Source organism: Pseudomonas sp. TWR2-1-1, from assembly GCF_049897045.1.
GTDB classification, from domain to species: domain Bacteria; phylum Pseudomonadota; class Gammaproteobacteria; order Pseudomonadales; family Pseudomonadaceae; genus Aquipseudomonas; species Aquipseudomonas versuta.
Window position 1 is genome coordinate 181,632 of sequence record NZ_JAFCVM010000007.1, and the last position, 20,226, is coordinate 201,857.

General features: G+C 59.0%; 21 protein-coding genes. 15 read left to right on the forward strand and 6 right to left on the reverse strand.

What is annotated here, in order from left to right; translation table 11 throughout:
* The first annotated feature begins 99 nt into the window (after nt 1-99).
* A complete protein-coding gene (locus ACP7BO_RS18430) occupies nt 100-471 on the forward strand; it encodes a glutathione S-transferase N-terminal domain-containing protein (protein ID WP_160628076.1) in 372 nt (123 codons plus the stop codon).
* Between the two features lie 86 nt (nt 472-557).
* On the opposite strand, the gene ACP7BO_RS18435 is transcribed toward ACP7BO_RS18430, so the two are convergent.
* Both ACP7BO_RS18435 and ACP7BO_RS18440 read right to left on the reverse strand, forming a co-directional pair.
* Nucleotides 558-1,160 carry a glutathione S-transferase family protein gene (locus ACP7BO_RS18435; protein WP_426211960.1) on the reverse strand — a complete coding sequence of 201 codons (603 nt, stop codon included), beginning with the start codon at nt 1,158-1,160 and terminating at the stop codon, nt 558-560.
* 11 nt (nt 1,161-1,171) lie between these two features.
* The gene (locus tag ACP7BO_RS18440; protein WP_397454263.1) at nt 1,172-2,338 is read right to left on the reverse strand and encodes a PLP-dependent aminotransferase family protein; all 1,167 of its coding nucleotides are present in this window, start codon (nt 2,336-2,338) and stop codon (nt 1,172-1,174) included.
* Nucleotides 2,339-2,420: 82 nt separating this feature from the next.
* On the opposite strand from ACP7BO_RS18440, the gene ACP7BO_RS18445 reads away from it, so the two are divergent.
* The 3 genes from ACP7BO_RS18445 to ACP7BO_RS18455 all read left to right on the forward strand — a co-directional run bounded on the left by ACP7BO_RS18445 (nt 2,421) and on the right by ACP7BO_RS18455 (nt 5,146).
* Nucleotides 2,421-2,861: a MarR family winged helix-turn-helix transcriptional regulator gene (locus ACP7BO_RS18445; protein WP_060693753.1), complete on the forward strand. Its 441-nt coding sequence runs from the start codon at nt 2,421-2,423 to the stop codon at nt 2,859-2,861.
* 240 nt (nt 2,862-3,101) lie between these two features.
* Nucleotides 3,102-4,451, forward strand: coding sequence for an NCS2 family permease (locus tag ACP7BO_RS18450; RefSeq protein WP_397454264.1), 1,350 nt, complete (start codon nt 3,102-3,104; stop codon nt 4,449-4,451).
* Between the two features lie 68 nt (nt 4,452-4,519).
* Nucleotides 4,520-5,146, forward strand: a complete 627-nt coding sequence (locus ACP7BO_RS18455; RefSeq protein ID WP_073510290.1) for a LysE family translocator — start codon at nt 4,520-4,522, stop codon at nt 5,144-5,146.
* A gap of 137 nt (nt 5,147-5,283) precedes the next feature.
* Here ACP7BO_RS18455 and uraH read toward each other — a convergent pair whose 3' ends face one another.
* Nucleotides 5,284-5,637, reverse strand: coding sequence for a hydroxyisourate hydrolase (gene uraH, locus ACP7BO_RS18460; protein WP_426211963.1), 354 nt, complete (start codon nt 5,635-5,637; stop codon nt 5,284-5,286).
* A gap of 373 nt (nt 5,638-6,010) precedes the next feature.
* On the opposite strand from uraH, the gene puuE reads away from it, so the two are divergent.
* The 8 genes from puuE to ACP7BO_RS18500 all read left to right on the forward strand — a co-directional run bounded on the left by puuE (nt 6,011) and on the right by ACP7BO_RS18500 (nt 13,983).
* Nucleotides 6,011-6,940 carry an allantoinase PuuE gene (gene puuE, locus ACP7BO_RS18465; RefSeq protein WP_397454268.1) on the forward strand — a complete coding sequence of 310 codons (930 nt, stop codon included), beginning with the start codon at nt 6,011-6,013 and terminating at the stop codon, nt 6,938-6,940.
* Nucleotides 6,937-7,452 carry a 2-oxo-4-hydroxy-4-carboxy-5-ureidoimidazoline decarboxylase gene (uraD, locus tag ACP7BO_RS18470; protein ID WP_426211966.1) on the forward strand — a complete coding sequence of 172 codons (516 nt, stop codon included), beginning with the start codon at nt 6,937-6,939 and terminating at the stop codon, nt 7,450-7,452. Before puuE ends, uraD begins: the two co-directional genes overlap by 4 nt.
* 61 nt (nt 7,453-7,513) lie before the next feature.
* A complete protein-coding gene (alc, locus tag ACP7BO_RS18475) occupies nt 7,514-8,509 on the forward strand; it encodes an allantoicase (RefSeq protein WP_397454270.1) in 996 nt (331 codons plus the stop codon).
* Nucleotides 8,510-8,622: 113 nt separating this feature from the next.
* Nucleotides 8,623-9,126, forward strand: a complete 504-nt coding sequence (locus ACP7BO_RS18480) for an ureidoglycolate lyase (protein ID WP_397454271.1) — start codon at nt 8,623-8,625, stop codon at nt 9,124-9,126.
* A 49-nt stretch (nt 9,127-9,175) separates the two neighbouring features.
* The gene (locus ACP7BO_RS18485; RefSeq protein ID WP_426211969.1) at nt 9,176-10,465 is read left to right on the forward strand and encodes a urate hydroxylase PuuD; all 1,290 of its coding nucleotides are present in this window, start codon (nt 9,176-9,178) and stop codon (nt 10,463-10,465) included.
* An 84-nt stretch (nt 10,466-10,549) separates the two neighbouring features.
* A complete protein-coding gene (locus ACP7BO_RS18490) occupies nt 10,550-11,914 on the forward strand; it encodes a nucleobase:cation symporter-2 family protein (protein ID WP_397454272.1) in 1,365 nt (454 codons plus the stop codon).
* A gap of 139 nt (nt 11,915-12,053) precedes the next feature.
* Entirely contained in the window at nt 12,054-12,839 is a 786-nt protein-coding gene (locus ACP7BO_RS18495) for an outer membrane protein OmpK (RefSeq protein WP_426211971.1), read from the forward strand.
* A 358-nt stretch (nt 12,840-13,197) separates the two neighbouring features.
* On the forward strand, nt 13,198-13,983 hold the full coding sequence (locus tag ACP7BO_RS18500) for an outer membrane protein OmpK (protein WP_426211973.1): 786 nt from the start codon (nt 13,198-13,200) through the stop codon (nt 13,981-13,983).
* A 19-nt stretch (nt 13,984-14,002) separates the two neighbouring features.
* On the opposite strand, the gene ACP7BO_RS18505 is transcribed toward ACP7BO_RS18500, so the two are convergent.
* Complete coding sequence (locus ACP7BO_RS18505; protein WP_426211975.1) at nt 14,003-14,605, reverse strand: TetR/AcrR family transcriptional regulator; 603 nt, start codon at nt 14,603-14,605, stop codon at nt 14,003-14,005.
* Nucleotides 14,606-14,721: 116 nt separating this feature from the next.
* Between ACP7BO_RS18505 and ACP7BO_RS18510 the strand changes: the two genes are divergently transcribed.
* The gene (locus ACP7BO_RS18510; protein ID WP_397454275.1) at nt 14,722-15,924 is read left to right on the forward strand and encodes an MFS transporter; all 1,203 of its coding nucleotides are present in this window, start codon (nt 14,722-14,724) and stop codon (nt 15,922-15,924) included.
* On the opposite strand, the gene ACP7BO_RS18515 is transcribed toward ACP7BO_RS18510, so the two are convergent.
* Nucleotides 15,921-16,862, reverse strand: coding sequence for a DUF808 domain-containing protein (locus tag ACP7BO_RS18515; protein WP_397454276.1), 942 nt, complete (start codon nt 16,860-16,862; stop codon nt 15,921-15,923). The two genes, ACP7BO_RS18510 and ACP7BO_RS18515, sit on opposite strands and share 4 nt — an antisense overlap.
* Nucleotides 16,863-16,995: 133 nt before the next feature.
* Here ACP7BO_RS18515 and ACP7BO_RS18520 point away from each other — a divergent pair, with 133 nt between their 5' ends.
* A complete protein-coding gene (locus tag ACP7BO_RS18520) occupies nt 16,996-17,601 on the forward strand; it encodes a TetR/AcrR family transcriptional regulator (RefSeq protein WP_397454277.1) in 606 nt (201 codons plus the stop codon).
* A gap of 93 nt (nt 17,602-17,694) precedes the next feature.
* On the opposite strand, the gene ACP7BO_RS18525 is transcribed toward ACP7BO_RS18520, so the two are convergent.
* A complete protein-coding gene (locus ACP7BO_RS18525) occupies nt 17,695-18,135 on the reverse strand; it encodes a GlcG/HbpS family heme-binding protein (RefSeq protein ID WP_426211979.1) in 441 nt (146 codons plus the stop codon).
* 268 nt (nt 18,136-18,403) lie between these two features.
* Here ACP7BO_RS18525 and gcl point away from each other — a divergent pair, with 268 nt between their 5' ends.
* Nucleotides 18,404-20,179: a glyoxylate carboligase gene (gene gcl / locus ACP7BO_RS18530; protein ID WP_426211981.1), complete on the forward strand. Its 1,776-nt coding sequence runs from the start codon at nt 18,404-18,406 to the stop codon at nt 20,177-20,179.
* The last annotated feature ends 47 nt before the right edge of the window (nt 20,180-20,226 follow it).

Sequence of the window (20,226 nt, forward strand, 5' to 3'; positions counted from 1 at the left end):
ACCCGCACCCGAAAAGACCGGCGTTGATCGCCGGTTTTTTTTCGCCTGCCGATTTCAGGTAAGCTGCGCCCCTTCCTTCTCGCCCATGAGGCTTTTACTGTGTTTATCAAAGCGCTTCGCGTAGGCCTGGGTCAGCTGATCATCGCTGGTGATTTCATTACCCGTCCCGGCAAAAAACAGCGCCCTGCGGCCGCACAGGCCCAGGTCGACCAGGCCGCCAAAAGCCTGACCCTGTATCAGTTCCATGCCTGCCCGTTCTGTGTAAAAACCCGCCGCACCCTGCGCCGCCTGAACGTACCGGTGGCACTGCGCGACGCCAAGAACAACGAACAGGATCGCCAGACGCTGCTGGAACAAGGCGGCAAGATCAAGGTGCCCTGCCTGCGTATCGAAGAAGACGGCAAGACCACCTGGATGTACGACTCCAAAGTCATCATCGATTACCTGAACCAGCGGTTTGCCAACGTCTGATCGACCTCTGCAGCTCCCACAATAGGGGGGGTTGGCACACACAAAAAAAACCGGCCCAGGGCCGGTTTTTTTGTACAGGGTTCACCTCAATCAAGCATCCCCACATGCCGCGGGTGGCTGGCCACCCGTTGCAACCAGGCCTGAATGCCCGGATAGCCGCTCAGATCAAAACCGCCCTGATCCGCCACATGGGTGTAGGCATACAGCGTCACGTCCGCAATTGAATAGTGGTCGCCCACCAGATACGGGGTGCGGGCCAGTTGCTGTTCCATCACGTCCAGCGCCTTGTAACCGCGTTTTTGCAGCTTGCGGTATTCCTCAAGGCGCTCTTGCGGCAACCCCAGGTAAAACTGGATAAACCGCGCCACTGCAATGTAAGGCTCATGGCTGTACTGCTCGAAGAACTGCCACTGCAGCACTTGCGTGCGCAACCGTGGCTCGCTCGGCAAGAACTCGCTGCCGTCTGCCAGGTAGTTGAGAATCGCGTTGGACTCCCAAAGGCACGTCCCGTCTTCCAGCTCCAGCACCGGGACTTTGCCGTTGGGGTTTTTCGCAAGGAACTCCGGGGTTTCAGTTTCGCCCTTGAGAATATCCACCGCGAACCACTGATACTCAAGCCCCAGCAAATGCAGCATTAGCTTGATCTTGTAGCAGTTGCCCGAGTTGTAATCGCCATAGACCTTGAGCATCGCAACTCCCTTTAAGCCGCCTGAGCGGCCTGTGCTTGACGAATCACGTTAGCCAGACGCTTGAGACCTTCATGCAGGCGCTCCGGGTCGATGTGGCTGAAGTTCAGGCGCAGGCTGCCCACGTTCTGATCCGGGTTGGCGAAGAACGGCTCGCCCGGCATGAATGCAACGTTTTGCTCCAGAGCCGGCTTGAGCAAAGTACGGGTGTCAAACGGCTGCTTGAGGGTCAACCAGAAGAACAGCCCGCCCTGCGGCACGTGCCAGTCGGCCAGGTCCGAGAAATGCTCTTCCAGCGCCAGCTGAAAGCCATCGCGGCGCACACGGTAGAAGTCCCGCAGCTCGGCCAGGTGGTTGCTCATCTTCTCGGTACCGATCCACTGCAAAGCCTGCCACTGGCCCACACGGTTGGTGTGCAAGTCCGCCGATTGCTTGAGGCGCAACAAGTGCGGGAACAGGTCCGGGCTAGAGATCAGAAAGCCTACGCGCAGGCCCGGCAACAGGGTTTTGGACACGGTGCCGGTGTAGATCCAGCTGGCTTTTTTCAGGCGGCTGACAATCGGCGTGGCGCTGCCGCCGTCGAAATTCAGTTCGCGGTACGGCTCGTCTTCGATCAAGGTCACACCGAACTCGTCCAGCAAGGCCGCCACGGCATCACGCTTGGTTTCGCTGTAACGCACGGCAGACGGGTTCTGGAAAGTCGGGATCAAGTAGATGAACGCCGGGCGATGCTGTTCCAGCTGCACACGCAGCGCCGCCAGATCCGGGCCATCGGCTTGCAGCGGGAAGCTCAGGCACTCGGCGCCGAACAATTGGAAAATTTGCAGCGCCGCCAGATAGGTCGGCGCTTCGAGCATGATCTCGGTGCCCTTGTCGATGTACAGCTTGGCCGCCAGGTCGAGGGCCTGTTGCGAGCCGCTGAGTACCATCACCTGGCTGGCATCACAATCTACCCCCAGGGCGCGGGCTTCTGCTGCCAGCACTTCACGCAGGGCCGGCTCGCCTTCGCTCATGCCGTATTGGCCCATCGAGGCCGGCATGTCGGTCCAGTCGACCTTGGGCAGCATGGCCTCAGCCGGGAGACCGCCTGCAAAAGACATGACTTCCGGACGTTGGGCCGCAGCCAGAATTTCACGAATCAAAGAACTTTTCAGGCGGGAAACACGTTCGGAGAAGGCCATACAGATCACCGGTAGCGGAAGTAATTGGAAATAAGTCAAACTGATTGACCGAAATTACGCCGCGAAGCCTAGATACGTCAATATGCTTGACCTTAAAAACCCAACCACTCAGCGCGCCGCCATGGAAGCCTTCTTCTTTGGCTATCAAGCATTTACCGCCAAAGCGGATGAAATGCTGGCCCGCCGCGGGTTGAGCCGGGTGCATCAGCGCATCGTTTTTTTTATCGCCCACTACCCCGGTGTAAGCGTCAAAGAACTGCTGATATTGCTGGGAGTGAGCAAGCAAGCGCTCAATACCCCGTTACGCCAGTTGATCGAGATGGACCTGGTACGCAGCGTTGCCCCCGAGACCGACAAGCGTAAACGGCTGCTTGAGCTCACGGCTGACGGTGTCAGGTTTGAAAAAACCCTGCGCCGCGAGCAAGTCAAACTGCTGCAGCGGGTATTCGCCCAGGCCGGCGAAGACGCGGTCAATGGCTGGCTGACAATCAATCAGGCCCTGGGCCAAAGCCGTCAGGCCTGACAGCTGCCTGTCTGTAGGAGCGAGCTTGCTCGCGAGCTTTTCAATGCATAACGCAGAGCTCGCGAGCAAGCTCGCTCCTACAGAGCCTATATTTCGCGCACAATCCTAAAAACATTATTTGCTTTTTTTGTATACAAAAGCATAATCCTCGTCACACACGTTTCTGACTTAAAGGTCAGGAAAAGCATCTCCCGCCTCAAACAGCGCCCTTAAAAACAATAAAAGCCTGAGGACATCCCCGTGGACAGCCAAAAGTCAGAAGCACCCGCCCTGGATCTTTCACCGCCCTCCTCCCGGGGCTGGCTGGAACGTCTGTTCAAACTGTCGCTGCACGGCACCACGGTCAAAACCGAGCTGATCGCCGGGCTGACCACTTTCATCACCATGGCCTACATCATCTTTGTAAACCCCAACATCATGGCCGATGCGGGAATTGATCATGGTGCAGCCTTTGTCGCGACCTGCATCGCCGCTGCGCTGGGCAGCATGCTGATGGGGCTTTATGCCAACTGGCCGGTAGGCCTGGCGCCAGGCATGGGCCTGAATGCGTTTTTCACCTACACCGTGGTCGGCACCATGGGCTATAGCTGGGAAACCGCCCTGGGTGCGGTATTTGTTTCCGGCGTACTGTTTTTGATTTTGACCCTGTCACGGGTCCGCGAGTGGCTGCTCAACAGCATCCCCGTCAGCCTGCGCTACGCCATGGGGGCTGGCGTCGGCTTGTTCCTGGGGATCATCGGCCTGAAAACCTCGGGCATCATCGTCGACAGCCCGTCAACCCTGATCAAGCTCGGTTCACTGCGCGACCCGGCCCCGCTGCTGGCTGCCGTGTGCTTTCTGATGATCGCGATTCTCAGCTATCACCGGGTGTTCGGTGCCATCCTGATCAGCATCATCGCCGTCACTCTGGCGGGATGGGGCCTGGACCTGGTGCACTACAACGGCATCATGTCGGCCCCTCCCAGCCTGGCACCGACCTGGATGGCGATGGACCTCAAGGGCGTGTTCAACGTCAGCATGATCAGCGTGGTCCTGGCCTTTCTGTTTGTGCACATGTTCGACACCGCCGGCACCTTGATGGGCGTGGCCCAACGGGCAGGTCTGGTGAAAGAAGACGGCAAGATCGAAAACCTGTCGCGCGCCCTCAAGGCTGACAGTGCCTCCAGCGTGTTTGGCGCAGTGGTCGGCGTCCCGCCCGTAACCAGTTACGTCGAAAGTGCCGCTGGCGTGGCTGCCGGCGGGCGGACCGGGCTCACCGCCGTCACCGTGGGCGTACTCTTTGTCGCTGCGATGTTCTTTGCCCCGCTGGCTGGCATGATTCCCGCCTATGCCACAGCCGGAGCGCTGATCTACGTGGCAATGCTGATGATGGGCGGCATGGAACACATCAACTGGAGCGAACCTACCGATTGCATCCCGGCGATTGTGACCATGATCATGATGCCCCTGACCTTCTCGGTGGCTGACGGTATCGCCCTTGGCTTTATCAGTTACGTTGCGCTCAAGGCCGGCACGGGCAAGTACCGCGAGATTTCCGTTAGCTTGTGGGTGCTCTGCGCCATTTTCATTGCCAAGTTTATTTACCTGTAAACCCGGCAGTATCAACCTGCCCCGCGCCGTGCGGGGCGTTGGCTTTATCAGTAAAAAGAGGGCATGTGATGAGTCTGGAAACCTGGCTGCTGTTCAGCAGCGCGGCGCTGGTGGTGATCCTGATCCCGGGGCCGTTGTCGTTATTGATGATCAGCAACAGTTTGAACTACGGCTTGCGCCGCTCGTACCCCGCCTTTCTGGGCGGCGTGATCGCCTCGATCTGCCTGCTAAGCGCCTCGGCACTGGGGCTGGGCGCCTTGTTGCTGGCCTCGGAACAGTTGTTCAGCGCGCTCAAAATTGTCGGTGCGCTGTACCTGTTCTACCTCGCCTGGCAAAGCTGGAAGCAATCGCGGCAACCGGCCAGCGCAGTAAACGTGCCGGCTGGCGCACCAAAACCGCGCTTTCGCGCCCTGTTTGGGCGCGCATTCGTGCTGGGCGCCAGCAACCCGAAGGACATTCTGTTCTTTGCCGCGTTCCTGCCACAGTTCCTCAACCCCGATCAGCCCTTCCTTGCGCAGCTACTGGTGATGATTGCCACCTGGACCGTGCTGGACTTGCTCTGCAAGCTGGCCTACGGCCTGGGCGCCCACGGCGCAGCGGGTTATCTGCGCAGCGGCAAGGGCCAGAGCTGGTTCAACCGCGTCAGCGCCGGCCTGTTCGGCGTGGCGGGCACCGCATCGTTACTGAGCCGCTAAAAACCAAACCCCTGTAGGAGCGAGCTTGCTCGCGAGCTTTTTAAACAGCTCGCTCCTACAGGTTTTGCAGCAAACACCGGGCAAAAAAAAGCCCGCTGTGCGAGCGGGCAAAAAACCACAGGTGCAATTCAAAAAACCTAACTCCCGCGATACGTCGAGTAGCTGTACGGCGAGATCAATAGCGGGACATGGTAGTGATCCTGCTCGGCACTGATCCCGAAACGCAGCACCACCACATCCAGAAATGCCGGCTCCGGCAATTGCACACCCCGTGCCCGATAGTAATTACCGGCACTGAACTGCAACTGATAAACCCCAGAACGGTAGGTATCGCCCTCCAGCAAAGGTGCGTCGCAACGCCCGTCGCTGTTGGTCACAGCCGTCGCGACCAACGTCAGCTGCGAACCTTCAACCCGATACAGTTCGACCTTGATCGAATTGCCCGGGCAACCGTGTGCGGCGTCCAAAACATGCGTAGTCAAACGTCCCATTGATTCTGCGACCTCCCGAGTCGGTGAATAAAAACTGGCCTTGCACCTGTTTGGCGCACCAAAAGATCCGTTGCAGCCCGGATTAAGACATTTATCAAAAAAATTGTACACAATTAAAAACGCAATTAGACCCGGACCGCCAGCTATAAGGGCCAAAGCCCGGATTCCTTAAAAACCGCAGCAGTCCTGGACTTAATATTCACAAGCTGACCAATCAGGCAAGTTTTTTGCAAGTACCTTTCCCGCACAAAGCATGGTAAAAATGCACGAAAGCAGGGTTACAAAGATGCAACAAAGTTGTATACAATCAGACCATCACAGTGACGCCAGGTCTGGCCAATCGACTGTTAACATAAACAATAAGGAAGATTGAGTGAGCGCAGACTACCCACGCGACCTGATTGGTTACGGTCCCAACCCTCCCCATCCGCATTGGCCGGACAACGCCCGTATCGCCCTGTCTTTCGTACTCAACTACGAAGAAGGCGGCGAGCGCAACATCCTCCACGGCGACAAAGAATCTGAGGCCTTCCTCTCGGAAATGGTCTCGGCGCAGCCGCTACAGGGCGAGCGCAACATGAGCATGGAATCCCTGTACGAATACGGCAGCCGTGCCGGCGTATGGCGTGTGCTCAAGCTGTTTCGCGAATTCGATATCCCGCTCACGGTGTTTGCCGTCGCCATGGCTGCTCAACGTCACCCTGACGTGATCCGGGCCATGGTTGCCGCCGGGCATGAGATTTGCAGCCACGGTTATCGCTGGATCGACTACCAGTACATGGATGAAGCCCTCGAGCGCGAACACATGCTCGAAGCGATCCGCATCCTCACCGAAATCAGCGGCGAACGCCCGCTGGGCTGGTATACCGGCCGCACCGGCCCCAATACCCGGCGGCTGGTGATGGAAGAAGGCGGCTTTGTGTATGACAGCGACACCTACGACGATGACCTGCCCTACTGGGAACCGAACAATCCTACCGGCAAGCCGCACCTGGTGATCCCTTACACCCTGGACACCAATGACATGCGCTTCACCCAGGTGCAGGGTTTCAACACCGGTGAACAATTTTTCCAGTACCTCAAGGACGCTTTCGATGTGCTGTACGCCGAAGGCGCAGAGTCGCCGAAAATGCTATCGATCGGCCTGCATTGCCGCCTCATTGGCCGCCCTGCGCGTCTCGCCGCCCTCAAGCGCTTCGTTGAATACGCCAAGGGCCATGAACAGGTCTGGTTCACCCGCCGCGTGGACATCGCCCGGCACTGGCACGCCACCCACCCTTTTGTTGCAGAGACCGGCCAATGAGCACCTTCAAAACTCTCAAGCCTTCAACCCTGAGTCGTGAAGCGTTCGTGGCGGCCTTTGCCGATATTTACGAGCACTCGCCCTGGGTCGCCGAAAAGGCTTACGACCTGGGTCTGGACAGCAGCGTTGACCAGATCGAAACCCTGCACCAGCGCATGAGTGACATTTTGTTGAGCGCCGATCACGCCAGCCAGCTGGCACTGATCAACGCCCACCCGGACCTGGCGGGCAAAGCTGCCGTACAGGGCCAACTGACCGAAGCCAGCACCCATGAACAGGCTGGCGCCGGTATTCACCAATGCACGGAAGAAGAGTTTCAGCGCTTCACCGAGCTGAACGAGGCCTATAAAGCCAGGTTCAAGTTTCCCTTCATCATGGCGGTAAAAGGCAGCGACCGGCACCAGATCCTCGCCGCGTTCGAGACGCGCATCCACAACCCGGCAGACGTCGAGTTCAAATGTGCGTTGGCGCAAATCAACAAAATAGCCCTGTTCCGATTACTCCAGCTCTAAGCCGAGCCGGCACCTGCCGGTCACGCATCTCCAGCCACTTATTTAAAGGCAGACCAGAAGAATGAAAGCTTACGCCGTACCTTTCGAGAAGTTCGTCAACCTGGCCGATGCCCGTCTGGGCACCAAGATTATCTCGGTGACCGATGACTGGTTCGCTGACGCCAACCGCATGTTCCAGCCGACCCCGGCCGTATGGAAGGAGGGCGTTTTCGATGACAACGGCAAGTGGATGGACGGCTGGGAGTCCCGTCGCAAGCGCTTCGAAGGCTATGACAGCGCGGTGATCCGCCTGGGTGTACCCGGCTCGATCAAAGGCGTGGACATCGACACTTCATTCTTCACCGGCAACTTTCCGCCGTCTGCTTCCCTTGAAGCCTGCTTCCTGGCCGAAGGCGAACCCACCGAAAACACCCAGTGGGTCGAGGTGCTGTCCGCTGTCGAGTTGCAGGGCAACAGCCACCACTACCACGAAATCAGCAATGACCAGGCCTTCAGCCACTTGCGTTTCAACATCTACCCGGACGGCGGCGTGGCCCGTCTTCGCGTGTACGGCGTGCCGTTCCGTGACTGGTCGGCCGTTGGCGACAATGAACAGGTCGACCTGGCAGCAGCCCTGAACGGTGGCCGCGCCCTCGCCTGCTCCGACGAACACTTCGGCCGCATGAGCAACATCCTCAACCCGGGCCGTGGCATCAACATGGGCGACGGCTGGGAAACCGCACGCCGCCGCACCCCGGGTAACGACTGGGTGATCGTGGCGCTGGGGCATGCCGGCGAGATCGAAAAAATCATCGTCGACACCCTGCACTTCAAGGGCAACTACCCGGACACCTGCTCGATTCAGGGCGCATTCGTCAAAGGCGGCACTGACAGCCAGATCGAAACCCAATCGCTGTTCTGGCGTGAATTGCTGCCTGCACAGAAGCTGGAAATGCACGCCGAACATAGCTTCAGCGAGCAGATCAAAGCCCTGGGCCCGATCACTCACATTCGCCTCAACCTGTTCCCGGACGGTGGTGTGAGCCGCCTGCGCATTTTGGGCAAGGTCGCCAAATAAGGAAAAACCCAACGCCGGAACACCGGCTCCCACAGGCTTTGCCAATGTGGGAGCCGGCTTGCCAGCGATAGCAACAGATCCAACACCACACAAATCCGCACAGAAGACAAACCATGCGCACATTGCAGATTGAACCGCTGACCAAAGAAGCCTTCGCCCCCTTCGGTGACGTAATTGAAACCGACGGCAGCGACCACTTCATGATTAACAACGGTTCGACCATGCGCTTTCATCGTCTGGCCGAAGTTCAAACCGCACAGCCGGAAGACAAGGCCATCATCAGCATTTTCCGCGCCGATGCGCAGGACATGCCGCTGACCGTGTGCATGCTGGAGCGCCATCCGCTGGGCAGTCAGGCTTTCATTCCGCTGCTCGCCAACCCCTTTCTGATCGTGGTCGCGCCACTTGGCGATGAACCTGTATCAGGCTTGGTCCGCGCCTTTGTCAGTAATGGCAGGCAGGGCATTAATTACCATCGCGGCGTTTGGCACCATCCGGTGCTGACGATCGAAAAGCGGGATGACTTCCTGGTGGTTGATCGCAGTGGCACAGGCAATAACTGCGATGAGCATTTCTTCAAAGAGGATGAGCGATTGATCCTCGCCCCCCACCAATAAGAGAAGGTCTGATCACTCACGCAAGAGTGACAGGCAAGAGGTAGCGACTGTGGAAGCACATCTGATGGAATGGCTGAATCTGAGCGTGCGCTGGATTCATATGATTACCGGTGTGGCCTGGATCGGCGCATCGTTTTATTTTGTCTGGCTCGAAAACAACCTCAACCGCAGCAACCCCAAAGAGGGGCTGGCCGGCGACTTGTGGGCCATTCACGGTGGCGGTATTTACCACCTCGAAAAATACAAGCTGGCCCCGCCCACCATGCCGGACAACCTGCACTGGTTTAAGTGGGAAGCCTATTTCACCTGGATGTCAGGCATCACCCTGATGTGCCTGGTGTTTTACTTCAACCCGGCGCTCTACCTGATTGCTCCCGGCAGTAGCCTGAGCGGCCCGGAGGCGGTCGCCATCGGCATTGGTTCGCTGATTGCCGGCTGGTTCGTTTACGACTTTCTGTGCGATTCGGCCTTGGGCAAACGCCCGGCGCTGCTTGGCCTGATCCTGTTTGTACTACTGGTAGCCGCCGCATTCGGCCTGAGCAAGGTGTTCAGCGGACGGGGGGCCTACCTGCATGTGGGCGCCATTATCGGCACCATCATGGTCGGTAACGTTTTCCGTATCATCATGCCGGCCCAGCGGGCTCTGGTAGCGGCGATCAAGGAAGGCCGTACGCCTGATCCGGCACTCCCGGCCAAAGGCCTGCTGCGTTCGCGTCACAACAACTACTTCACCTTGCCGGTGCTGTTCATCATGATCAGCAACCACTTCCCGAGCACCTACGGCAGCGCCTACAACTGGCTGATCCTGGCCGGGATTGCAGTACTGGCAGTATTGGTGCGCCACTACTTCAACACCCGCCATAACAGCCACAAGTTTGCCTGGACCTTGCCGGTTGCCGCACTGGGCATGATTTGCCTGGCTTACGTCACCGGGCCCAAGCCGGCGCCTTCTGCCCCCGACGTGGCCAAGGTGATCAAGTATCAGCCCATCCCGGAAACCGCAGTCAGCGGCGCCAAACCCGATACCGCGCCGGCGCCTGTCACTGCGCCTGCTGCTGCGCCAGCACCGGTGGCCAGCGTCGATTTCGACAAGGTGCATGCCGTGATTCAGGAGCGCTGCGCGGTCTGTCATTCGGCCACACCCACCAGCCCGCTGTTCAGCGCGGCCCCCGGGGGCGTGATGTTCGACACCGCACAGCAAATCAAATTGATGGCTCCGCGGATTCAGGCCCAGGCCGTCGCCAGCCAGATCATGCCACTGGGCAACATCACCCAAATGACCCAGCAGGAACGTGATCTTATCGGCGCCTGGATCAACACCGGCGCCCAAACCAACTGACGCACACGCTCTGTGGCCGCAGCCCTGGCGCGGCCACAGAAACACACCACTAGCTCACAACAATAAAAATGACCGAGGTGTTGCATGTCCGATTTAACCGAACCGCGCATACCCGCCATAACCGCTCCGCCTCCGATGGCGCGGTTGCCGTTGTTGCAATTGATTCTGGTCGGCTTGCAGCACGTGCTGCTGATGTATGGCGGTGCCGTTGCCGTACCTCTGATCATCGGCCAGGCCGCCGGCCTGAGCCGGGAAGAGATCGCCTTCCTGATCGAAGCCGACCTGCTGGTCGCGGGGATTGCCACCATCGTTCAGTCGATGGGTCTCGGGCCCATGGGCATCCGCATGCCCGTAATGATGGGCGCCAGCTTCGCTGCGGTCGGCAGCATGGTGGCCATGGCCGGAATGCCGGGTATCGGCATGCCCGGTATCTTCGGCGCAACCATTGCCGCCGGTTTTTTCGGGATGATCATCGCGCCCTTCATGTCCAAGGTGGTGCGCTTCTTCCCGCCGCTGGTGACCGGCACCGTGATTACCTCCATTGGCCTGTCACTGTTCCCCGTCGCAGTGAACTGGGCGGGCGGTGGCAGTGCTGCCACGCAGTTCGGCTCGCCGATGTACCTGGCCATTGCCGCACTGGTACTGGCAACCATCTTGCTGATCAACCGTTTCATGCGCGGCTTCTGGGTCAATATTTCAGTGCTGATCGGTATGGCTCTGGGTTATGTATTGTCCGGTGCACTGGGCATGGTTGACCTCAACGGCATCGGCCTGACGCCGTGGCTCCAGATCGTCACCCCGCTGCACTTCGGCATGCCCGAGTTTCATCTGGCACCGATTCTTTCCATGTGCCTGGTGGTGGTGATCATTTTTGTCGAGTCCACCGGGATGTTTCTGGCGCTGGGCAAGATTACCGGTCAGGACGTGACCCCGCGCATGCTGCGCCGCGGCTTGCTGTGCGATGCCGGTGCGTCCTTCATCGCCGGTTTTTTCAACACCTTTACCCACTCCTCCTTCGCCCAGAACATTGGCCTGGTGCAAATGACCGGCGTACGTTGCCGCTCGGTCACCATCATGGCGGGGGTGTTTCTGATTACCCTGAGCCTGCTGCCCAAGGCGGCGTATCTGGTGGCCTCGATTCCGCCCGCCGTGCTGGGCGGTGCAGCCATCGCCATGTTCGGCATGGTGGCGGCCACGGGGATCAAAATCCTTCAGGAAGCGGATATTTCTGACCGGCGCAATCAATTGCTGGTGGCCGTGAGTATCGGCATGGGCCTGATTCCGGTGGTGCGTCCGGAGTTCTTCGCCCACCTGCCACTGTGGATGGGCCCCATCACCCACAGCGGCATCGCCATGGCCGCCGTCAGCGCGGTCAGCCTGAACCTGATGTTCAATGTACTGGGCGGTGCCGGGCGCGCCGCCATGAGCGGGCACGTGCATCAGCATTGATGCACCCATTCACTCATCTACTGTAGGAGCGAGCTTGCTCGCGAGCTCTTCGTTGTTGCGCTGAAAAGCTCGCGAGCAAGCTCGCTCCTACAGGCCGTCGGCGCATCGGCATTAAAAATAATAAAAAAGGGAATTACCCATGAACTGCAAACACTGGGGCGTCACGCTCGCGGGCGGGTTTCTGGCTGCCGGTCAGGCCATGGCCGGTGATCTGTTTTTATGGCAAACCAACAGCCTGACGTATTTGTACGGCAAGAATTTCGCGATCAACCCTTCGATCCAGCAAACCGTCACCTTCGAACATGCCGACAAATGGAAATACGGCGACAACTTCCTGTTTGTCGACCGTATTTTCTACAACGGCCAACCTGATCCCAACAAAGGTCCGCACACTTACTACGGCGAGTTCAGCCCGCGGTTATCGTTCGGCAAGATATTCGATCACAAACTCGAGTTCGGTCCGGTCACGGATGTGCTGCTGGCCATGACCTACGAGTACGGCGAAGGTGAAAGCGAGGCTTACCTGATAGGTCCGGGCTTTGATCTGGCGGTGCCCGGCTTCAATTACTTCACCCTGAACTTCTATCGCCGTCACACCGAAGGGCCGCGCCCGGGCACCGGTACCTGGCAGATCACCCCGTCGTTTTCCTACACTCTGCCGATCGGCCGCTCCAACCTGCTGATCGATGGCTACATGGACTGGGTAGTGGACAACGACCGCAACTCGCGTGGCACTTACCACGCCAACCTGCACTTCAATCCACAGATCAAGTACGACCTGGGCAAAGCTCTCAATCTGGGTGAAAAACAGTTGTATGTCGGCATCGAATACAGCTACTGGAAAGACAAGTACGGCATCGATAGCAGCAGCCGTCTGGACACCAATCAGAACACTGCCAGCGCCCTGGTTAAAGTCCACTTCTAGATCAAGCATCTGCGGTGCCCTGTCATTGCCCGACATGCGCAATGACAGGGCGCTTGAGTACCGGCCCCGGAGCCCGTATCCTGCGCGCCCGCTCACGGGTGAGCGTTGTTTAAAGCTGACTTCAAAGCCAACTTAATACCGTTAAACCAAGGGTTTACGGCCGGCAGGCCGCTCTATTCACTCAACTGTCAGACGACAGTTGAGGGATTTATTCTGGCCGCCAAACCGCCGTGGCCCGGCACTTGCTTTACGTATCAAAGTTGACCAGAAGGGCAAGTTTAAAACAAAGGAATCAAGGCGCCGAAACAGAGCGTCACGTTCTTATCAATGCAGAATTTTTAATTTTTGGAGCAACCGAATGAAGCGCACTTTGACCAGCCTGATGCTTGCGGGGAGCATGCTTGGCGGGGCACCGGCAGTTGCCGGCGACCTGTTGCAATGGCAAACCAACAGCCTGACTTACTTGTATGGCAAGGACTTCCAGGTCAACCCGAAAATTCAACAGACCCTGACCTTCGAGCACGCTGACAGCTGGAAGTACGGTGACAACTTCTTCTTCCTCGACCGTATCTTTTACAACGGCAAAGAGGATGGCAACGTAGGCCCGAATACTTACTACGGCGAGTTCACCCCGCGTTTGTCGATGGGCAAGATCTTCGACCAGAAGTTTGAATTCGGCCCGATCAAAGACGTACTGCTGGCCATGACCTACGAGTTTGGCGAAGGCGATACCGAGGCCTACCTGATCGGCCCGGGTTTCGACCTGAACGTGCCAGGCTTTGACTACTTCCAGCTGAACTTCTACCAGCGCTTCCCTGAGGGCAGCCGTGCCGGCAGAGGCGTCTGGCAGATCACGCCGGTGTGGTCCTACACCCTGCCCCTGGGCAATTCCGACGTAGTGATCGACGGCTACATGGACTGGGTGGTCGACAACGACCAGAACTCGCGCGGCACCTACCACGCCAACCTGCACTTCAACCCGCAGATCAAATATGACCTGGGCAAGGCATTGAGCTGGGGCGCAAAGCAGCTGTACGTCGGTGTTGAATACGACTACTGGAAAAACAAATACGGTATCGAAGACAGCGGCGCGTTCAAAACCAACCAGGACACCGCGAGCCTGTTGGTCAAGTACCACTTCTGATCCCGGGTAACCGGCCGCATCACTGCGGCCGGGGCGCCAGCAGCAACCCGCGCAGCATCAGGTCCAGGCTGTCCAGAGACGCCGCCAGACGCTGTGGCGGGTTGTCGGCCCCGGCAATCCAGAACGACAGGTCCATCAACCCACCCTGAATCAACCGTGCCAGGGCTTCGGGATCGGTGGGCTGAATCACCCGGGTGTCCATCAAGCCTTGCAGCATCGCCGCCATCGACGCGCTGCAGTCCGACTGACTGCTCTGCAAGTATTGCGACCCCAGCACCGACGGCGCATCGCGCAGCATGATCCGCTGCACCTCAACCTGCAGTGCCATCTCCAGAAACATGCGACAGCGCCCTTTAAAACCTTCCCACGGGCTCGCCGCCTGCTCAAACACCTCGGCCAGTTGCACATCCAGCTCAGCATCGACTTGCTGCACCACTGCCTGCAACAAACCCTTCTTGTCGCCAAAATGGTGATACAGCGCACCCCGGGTCAGCCCCACCGATGCTGTCAGTTCATCCATCGACGTCTGCGCATAACCGACCGAGCCAAACGCCTGACGCGCGGCATCGAGCAGCTTGCCACGGGTTTGTTCAATCATTTGCGACCGCACTTTGGGCGCCATGCCTGTCCCCTTTTTTTCAGATACGGCGCGTATGTTAATTGACATACGGTGCGTATGCGTATATTTCTGCATACGCCGCGTATGTGAAGCGGTCAGATGACAGTTCCGGAGCTTGTATGGCCAACCCTTATCGCGAGATTTTCAGCGCCCCCGGCACCAAAGCTTTCAGCGGTGCGGGCCTGCTCGCACGCATGCCGATTTCCATGGTCGGGATCGGCATCATCACCATGCTCGCGCAATTGCGCGACTCGTACTGGCTGGCCGGTGCCGTCGCCGCAACCTTTGCCTTGTCCATGGCATTGCTGGCACCGCAGATCTCGCGCTGGGTCGATCAATATGGCCAGGGCCGCGTGCTGCCCGGCATTACCGCTATCGGTGTGTGCGCCTTGTTGGGATTGCTGCTGTGCAGTCATTTCGCGGCGCCGGACTGGACCCTCTTCGTCTTCGCCGCGCTGGCCGGCTGCATTCCCAGCATGTCAGCGATGGTGCGTGCACGCTGGACCGAGCTGTATCGCGGCTCGCCCAAATTGCACACCGCGTTCTCGTTCGAGTCGGTGCTCGATGAAGTGAGCTTTATCATCGGCCCGCCGATTTCCGTGGGGCTGAGCGTGGCGCTGTTCCCCCAGGCGGGTCCTTTGGCAGCCGCCATCTTCCTGGCGATGGGCGTGACTGCATTCGTGCTGCAACGCAAAACCGAGCCGCCCGTACACCCGCGCAATGCCGACAACAGCGGCACCGTCTTGCGTCAGGGTGCGGTGGTGATTTTGCTGCTGGCCCTGCTGGGGCTGGGAACGATTGTGGGCACAGTGGATGTCGTCAGCGTCGCCTTCGCCCAGCAGCAAGGCCAACCCGCGGCCGCGAGTATCGTGCTGTCGGTTTATGCGCTGGGATCGTGCATCGTCGGGCTGGTGTTCGGCACGCTCAAGCTGAACATGGCGCTGCCCAAACTGTTCCTGCTGGGAGCGCTGGCGACCGCATTGACCATGGTGCCGCTGATGTGGGCCAACAGCATCGCCACCCTGGCCGCCGCCATGTTTATCGCCGGACTGTTCTTCGCACCGACCCTGATTACCGCCATGGGCCTGGTGGAAAACATTGTTCCGCCGGCCAAGCTCACCGAAGGGTTGACCTGGATGATCACCGGCCTGGGCATGGGCGTTGCCCTGGGCGCTGTGCTCGGCGGCTGGGTCATTGATGCTTACGGTGCCCAGGCCGGGTTTGGCGTATCGCTGGCGGCGGGCGGGGTGATGCTGCTGTTTGCTGTTCTGGGTTATCGCCTTCTGCAAAGCAGCACTACGCCCCGCGCTACCTATGCCTAGCCTTTGATGGCGCGCCAGACCTTGCTCACGCCCGCCACCACGGCCAGCACCACTGCGCCGGCAATGATGCCGGCCACGGCATTGAGCAGGGTCGGCACGATGGCCGAGACCACGCCCAGCCACTGCGCGCTGCTTGCAGCCACACCTTCAACCCAGTGATGTGCTGCAGGAACGCCATGGGTGAGGATGCCGCCACCGACCATAAACATGGCCGCCGTGCCGATCACCGACAGGCTTTTCATCATGTAAGGGGCCGCACTCAACACCCCGCGTCCGAGACTGCGCTGAAAACCCGGCCACGCACCGTCACCGGTTTTCTGGCTCAGGTACAGGCCAGCATCATCCAGTTTGACGATGCCGCCCACCAGCCCATAAACCCCCACCGTCATCACAATGGCGATACCGCTGAGCACGACGACCTGCTGCAGCAACGGCGACTCGGACACGATCCCCAGGGTGATGGCGATAATCTCGGCCGACAGAATAAAGTCGGTACGCACCGCACCCTTAACCTTGTCTTTCTCGAAGGCCACCAGGTCGACTTCAGCATCGGCCACCGCCTCTTGCAACGCCTGGCGCTCGCCCTGGTCTTCGGCCTTGCTGTGCATAAACGGATGGGCGAGTTTCTCAAAGCCCTCAAAACACAGGTAAGCACCGCCCAACATCAACAGCGGCGTCACTGCCCACGGCGCAAATGCACTGATGGCCAGCGCCGCGGGCACCAGAATCAGCTTGTTGCGAAACGAGCCCTTGGCGACTGCCCACACCACCGGCAACTCCCGGTCAGCCCGAACCCCCGAGACCTGCTGCGCATTGAGCGCCAGATCATCGCCCAGCACCCCGGCGGTCTTTTTGGCGGCCACTTTGGTCATCAGCGCGACGTCATCAAGCACTGCGGCGATGTCGTCGAGCAACACCAGTAAACTGCTGCCTGCCATGGGCAAACTTCCCTTGCGTATTGAATGGTGCCAAGCATAGCGCGTACCAGCGCTCAGGCTGCAATCTTGAGCCGCCTGCAAGCCCGGTGCTACCATGCCCGACCGCCCAACCAGGCAAGGAAATATCGGGTTTATGAGCAGTATCCGCGAGCGTAATAAAGAGCTGATTTTGCGTGCCGCCAGCGAAGAGTTCGCTGACAAGGGTTTCGCCGCCAGCAAAACCAGCGACATCGCGGCCAAGGCAGGCTTGCCCAAGCCCAATGTCTACTACTACTTCAAATCCAAGGAGAACCTCTACCGCGAGGTTCTCGAAAGCATTATCGACCCGATTCTGCGCGCTTCGACCCCGTTCAATGCTGACGGCGAACCCAATGCCGTGTTGAGCAACTACATCCGTTCCAAAATCATGATTTCCCGCGACCTGCCCTTTGCCTCCAAAGTATTCGCCAGCGAAATCATGCACGGCGCCCCGCACCTGAGCGAACAGCAGGTGCAATTGCTCAACGCCCAGGCCAAACACAACATCGACTGCATCCAGACCTGGATCGACCGTGGCCAGATTGCGCCGATCGACCCGCATCACCTGATGTTCAGTATCTGGGCCGCGACCCAGACCTACGCCGACTTCGACTGGCAGATCTCGGCCATCACCGGCAAAGCCAAACTGCAAGACAGCGACTACGAAGCCGCCGCCCAGACCATCATCCGCCTGGTACTGAAGGGCTGCGCCCCGGACTGACTCCCCGCCCTGTAGGAGCGAGCTTGCTCGCGAGCTGTTTTAAAAGCTCGCGAGCAAGCTCGCTCCTACAACAAGCTGCAATCCAATAGCGGACTACACCGCCACCCCCGCATCCGCCCGCAACCCCTGGGCCTCTATCGCAGTGATCGCACATTGTTCGTCAATGTCCGAAGTGTCGCCGCTGATGCCCATGGCACCAATGACCAGCCCCTGATCATCGCGAATCAACACCCCGCCCGGTGCAGGCACAATGTCACTCTGGCCCATCCCGTTGAGTGCGGCGAAAAACGCCGGGCGCTGCTGTGCGTCCAGTGCCAGCAAGCGTGAGCCCTTGCCCAGCGCAATCGCGCCCCACGCCTTGCCAATCGCAATGCTGGGCCGCAGCAGGCTGGCACCGTCTTCACGCTGCAGCGCCAGCAAATGCCCGCCGCTGTCCAGAACCGCCACCGTCAATGGGGCCGCGCGTGTCTGGCGCCCTGCGTTCAAGGCCTGGGCCGTCAGGGCTAAAGCGACTTTCAAGGTTAAAGCACTCATGGTTGCCGTCCTTCTCTTGTTATAGGAAAGCCATTCGCGCGCCGTTTCAGGCGCGCTCAATACAACAAATAGAACACAATAAATAATTTATTTGTATACAATTTTTTAAATGAAAAACCCTAATCCATTAGTCTTACCGCCCTGATACAAGGGGTATCAGCCATTGCGCACTGATTCTACAAAAGCCATTGACCTGCACACCGGAGGATGAATACACTCGCCACACAGCCACTTGTATACAATTACAAAACGTAAGAGGCACAAAACGATGAGCAAAATGAGAGCAATCGAAGCCGCCGTTCTGGTGATGCGTCGCGAAGGTGTCGATACCGCATTCGGTATCCCGGGCGCGGCGATCAACCCGCTGTACTCGGCCCTGCAAAAGGTCGGTGGCATCGATCACGTCCTTGCTCGCCACGTCGAAGGGGCCTCGCACATGGCTGAGGGTTACACCCGCACCAAAGCCGGCAACATCGGCGTGTGCATCGGCACGTCCGGCCCCGCCGGAACCGACATGGTGACCGGCCTGTACAGCGCCTCTGCCGACTCGATCCCGATTCTGTGCATCACCGGCCAGGCGCCGCGGGCACGGATGCATAAAGAAGACTTCCAGGCCGTGGACATCACCAGCATCGTCAAGCCTGTGACCAAGTGGGCAACCACGGTCATGGAGCCGGGCCAGGTGCCTTATGCCTTCCAGAAAGCCTTTTACGAAATGCGCTCCGGACGCCCCGGCCCGGTGCTGATCGACCTGCCGTTTGATGTGCAAATGGCTGAAATCGAATTCGATATCGATGCCTACGAACCCATGCCGCTGTCCAGACCGACCGCGACCCGGGTCCAGGCCGAAAAAGTCTTGCACCTGCTCAACCAGGCCGAGCGTCCGCTGCTGGTCAGTGGTGGCGGCGTGATCAACGCTGATGCCAGCGATCTGCTGGTGGAATTCGCCGAACTGACCGGTATCCCGGTGATTCCCACCCTGATGGGCTGGGGCACGATCGCTGACGATCACCCGCTGATGGTGGGCATGGTCGGGCTGCAAACCTCCCATCGCTACGGCAACGCCACCCTGCTCAAATCCGACCTGGTGCTGGGCATCGGCAACCGCTGGGCCAACCGTCACACCGGCTCGATCGACGTGTACACCGAAGGCCGCACATTTATCCACGTCGACATTGAACCGACCCAGATTGGCCGGGTATTTACCCCCGACCTGGGCATCGTTTCCGACGCCGGCGCTGCGCTCAAGGTGTTCCTTGAAGTGGCCCGGGAATGGAAAGCCGCCGGCACCCTGAAAAACCGCAGCGCCTGGCTGCAAGACTGTCAGCAGCGCAAAGCCACCCTGCACCGCAAGACCCACTTCGACAACGTGCCGGTCAAACCGCAACGGGTGTACGAAGAGATGAACCAGGTGTTCGGCAAAGACACCTGCTACGTCAGCACCATCGGTTTATCGCAGATTGCCGGTGCGCAATTCCTCCATGTGTACAAACCGCGTCACTGGATCAACTGCGGCCAGGCAGGCCCGCTGGGCTGGACCATTCCGGCAGCACTGGGGGTGGTCAAGGCCGATCCGCAGCGCAATGTCGTGGCCCTGTCCGGCGACTACGACTTCCAGTTCATGATCGAAGAACTGGCTGTCGGCGCCCAGTTCAATTTGCCGTACATCCATGTGGTGGTGAATAACTCCTATCTGGGGCTGATACGCCAGGCACAGCGCGGCTTCGAAATGGACTACTGCGTGCAGCTGTCTTTCGACAACCTCAATGCACCGGAGCTCAACGGCTATGGCGTCGACCATGTAGCCGTCGCCCAGGGTCTGGGCTGCAAGGCGCTGCGGGTATTTGAACCCAATCAAATCCAGCCGGCACTGCGCAAGGCCCAAGAGCTGATCAAGGAGTTCCGCGTACCGGTGGTGGTGGAAATCATTCTGGAGCGTGTGACCAACATTTCGATGGGCACCGAAATCAACGCGGTCAATGAGTTTGAAGACCTGGCGCTGGTAGGCAACGACGCGCCGACCGCCATTTCGATGCTTGATTGACTGACTGCGCCCCTCTCAAGTCAGGGAGGGGCAAACCCTTTTCACAG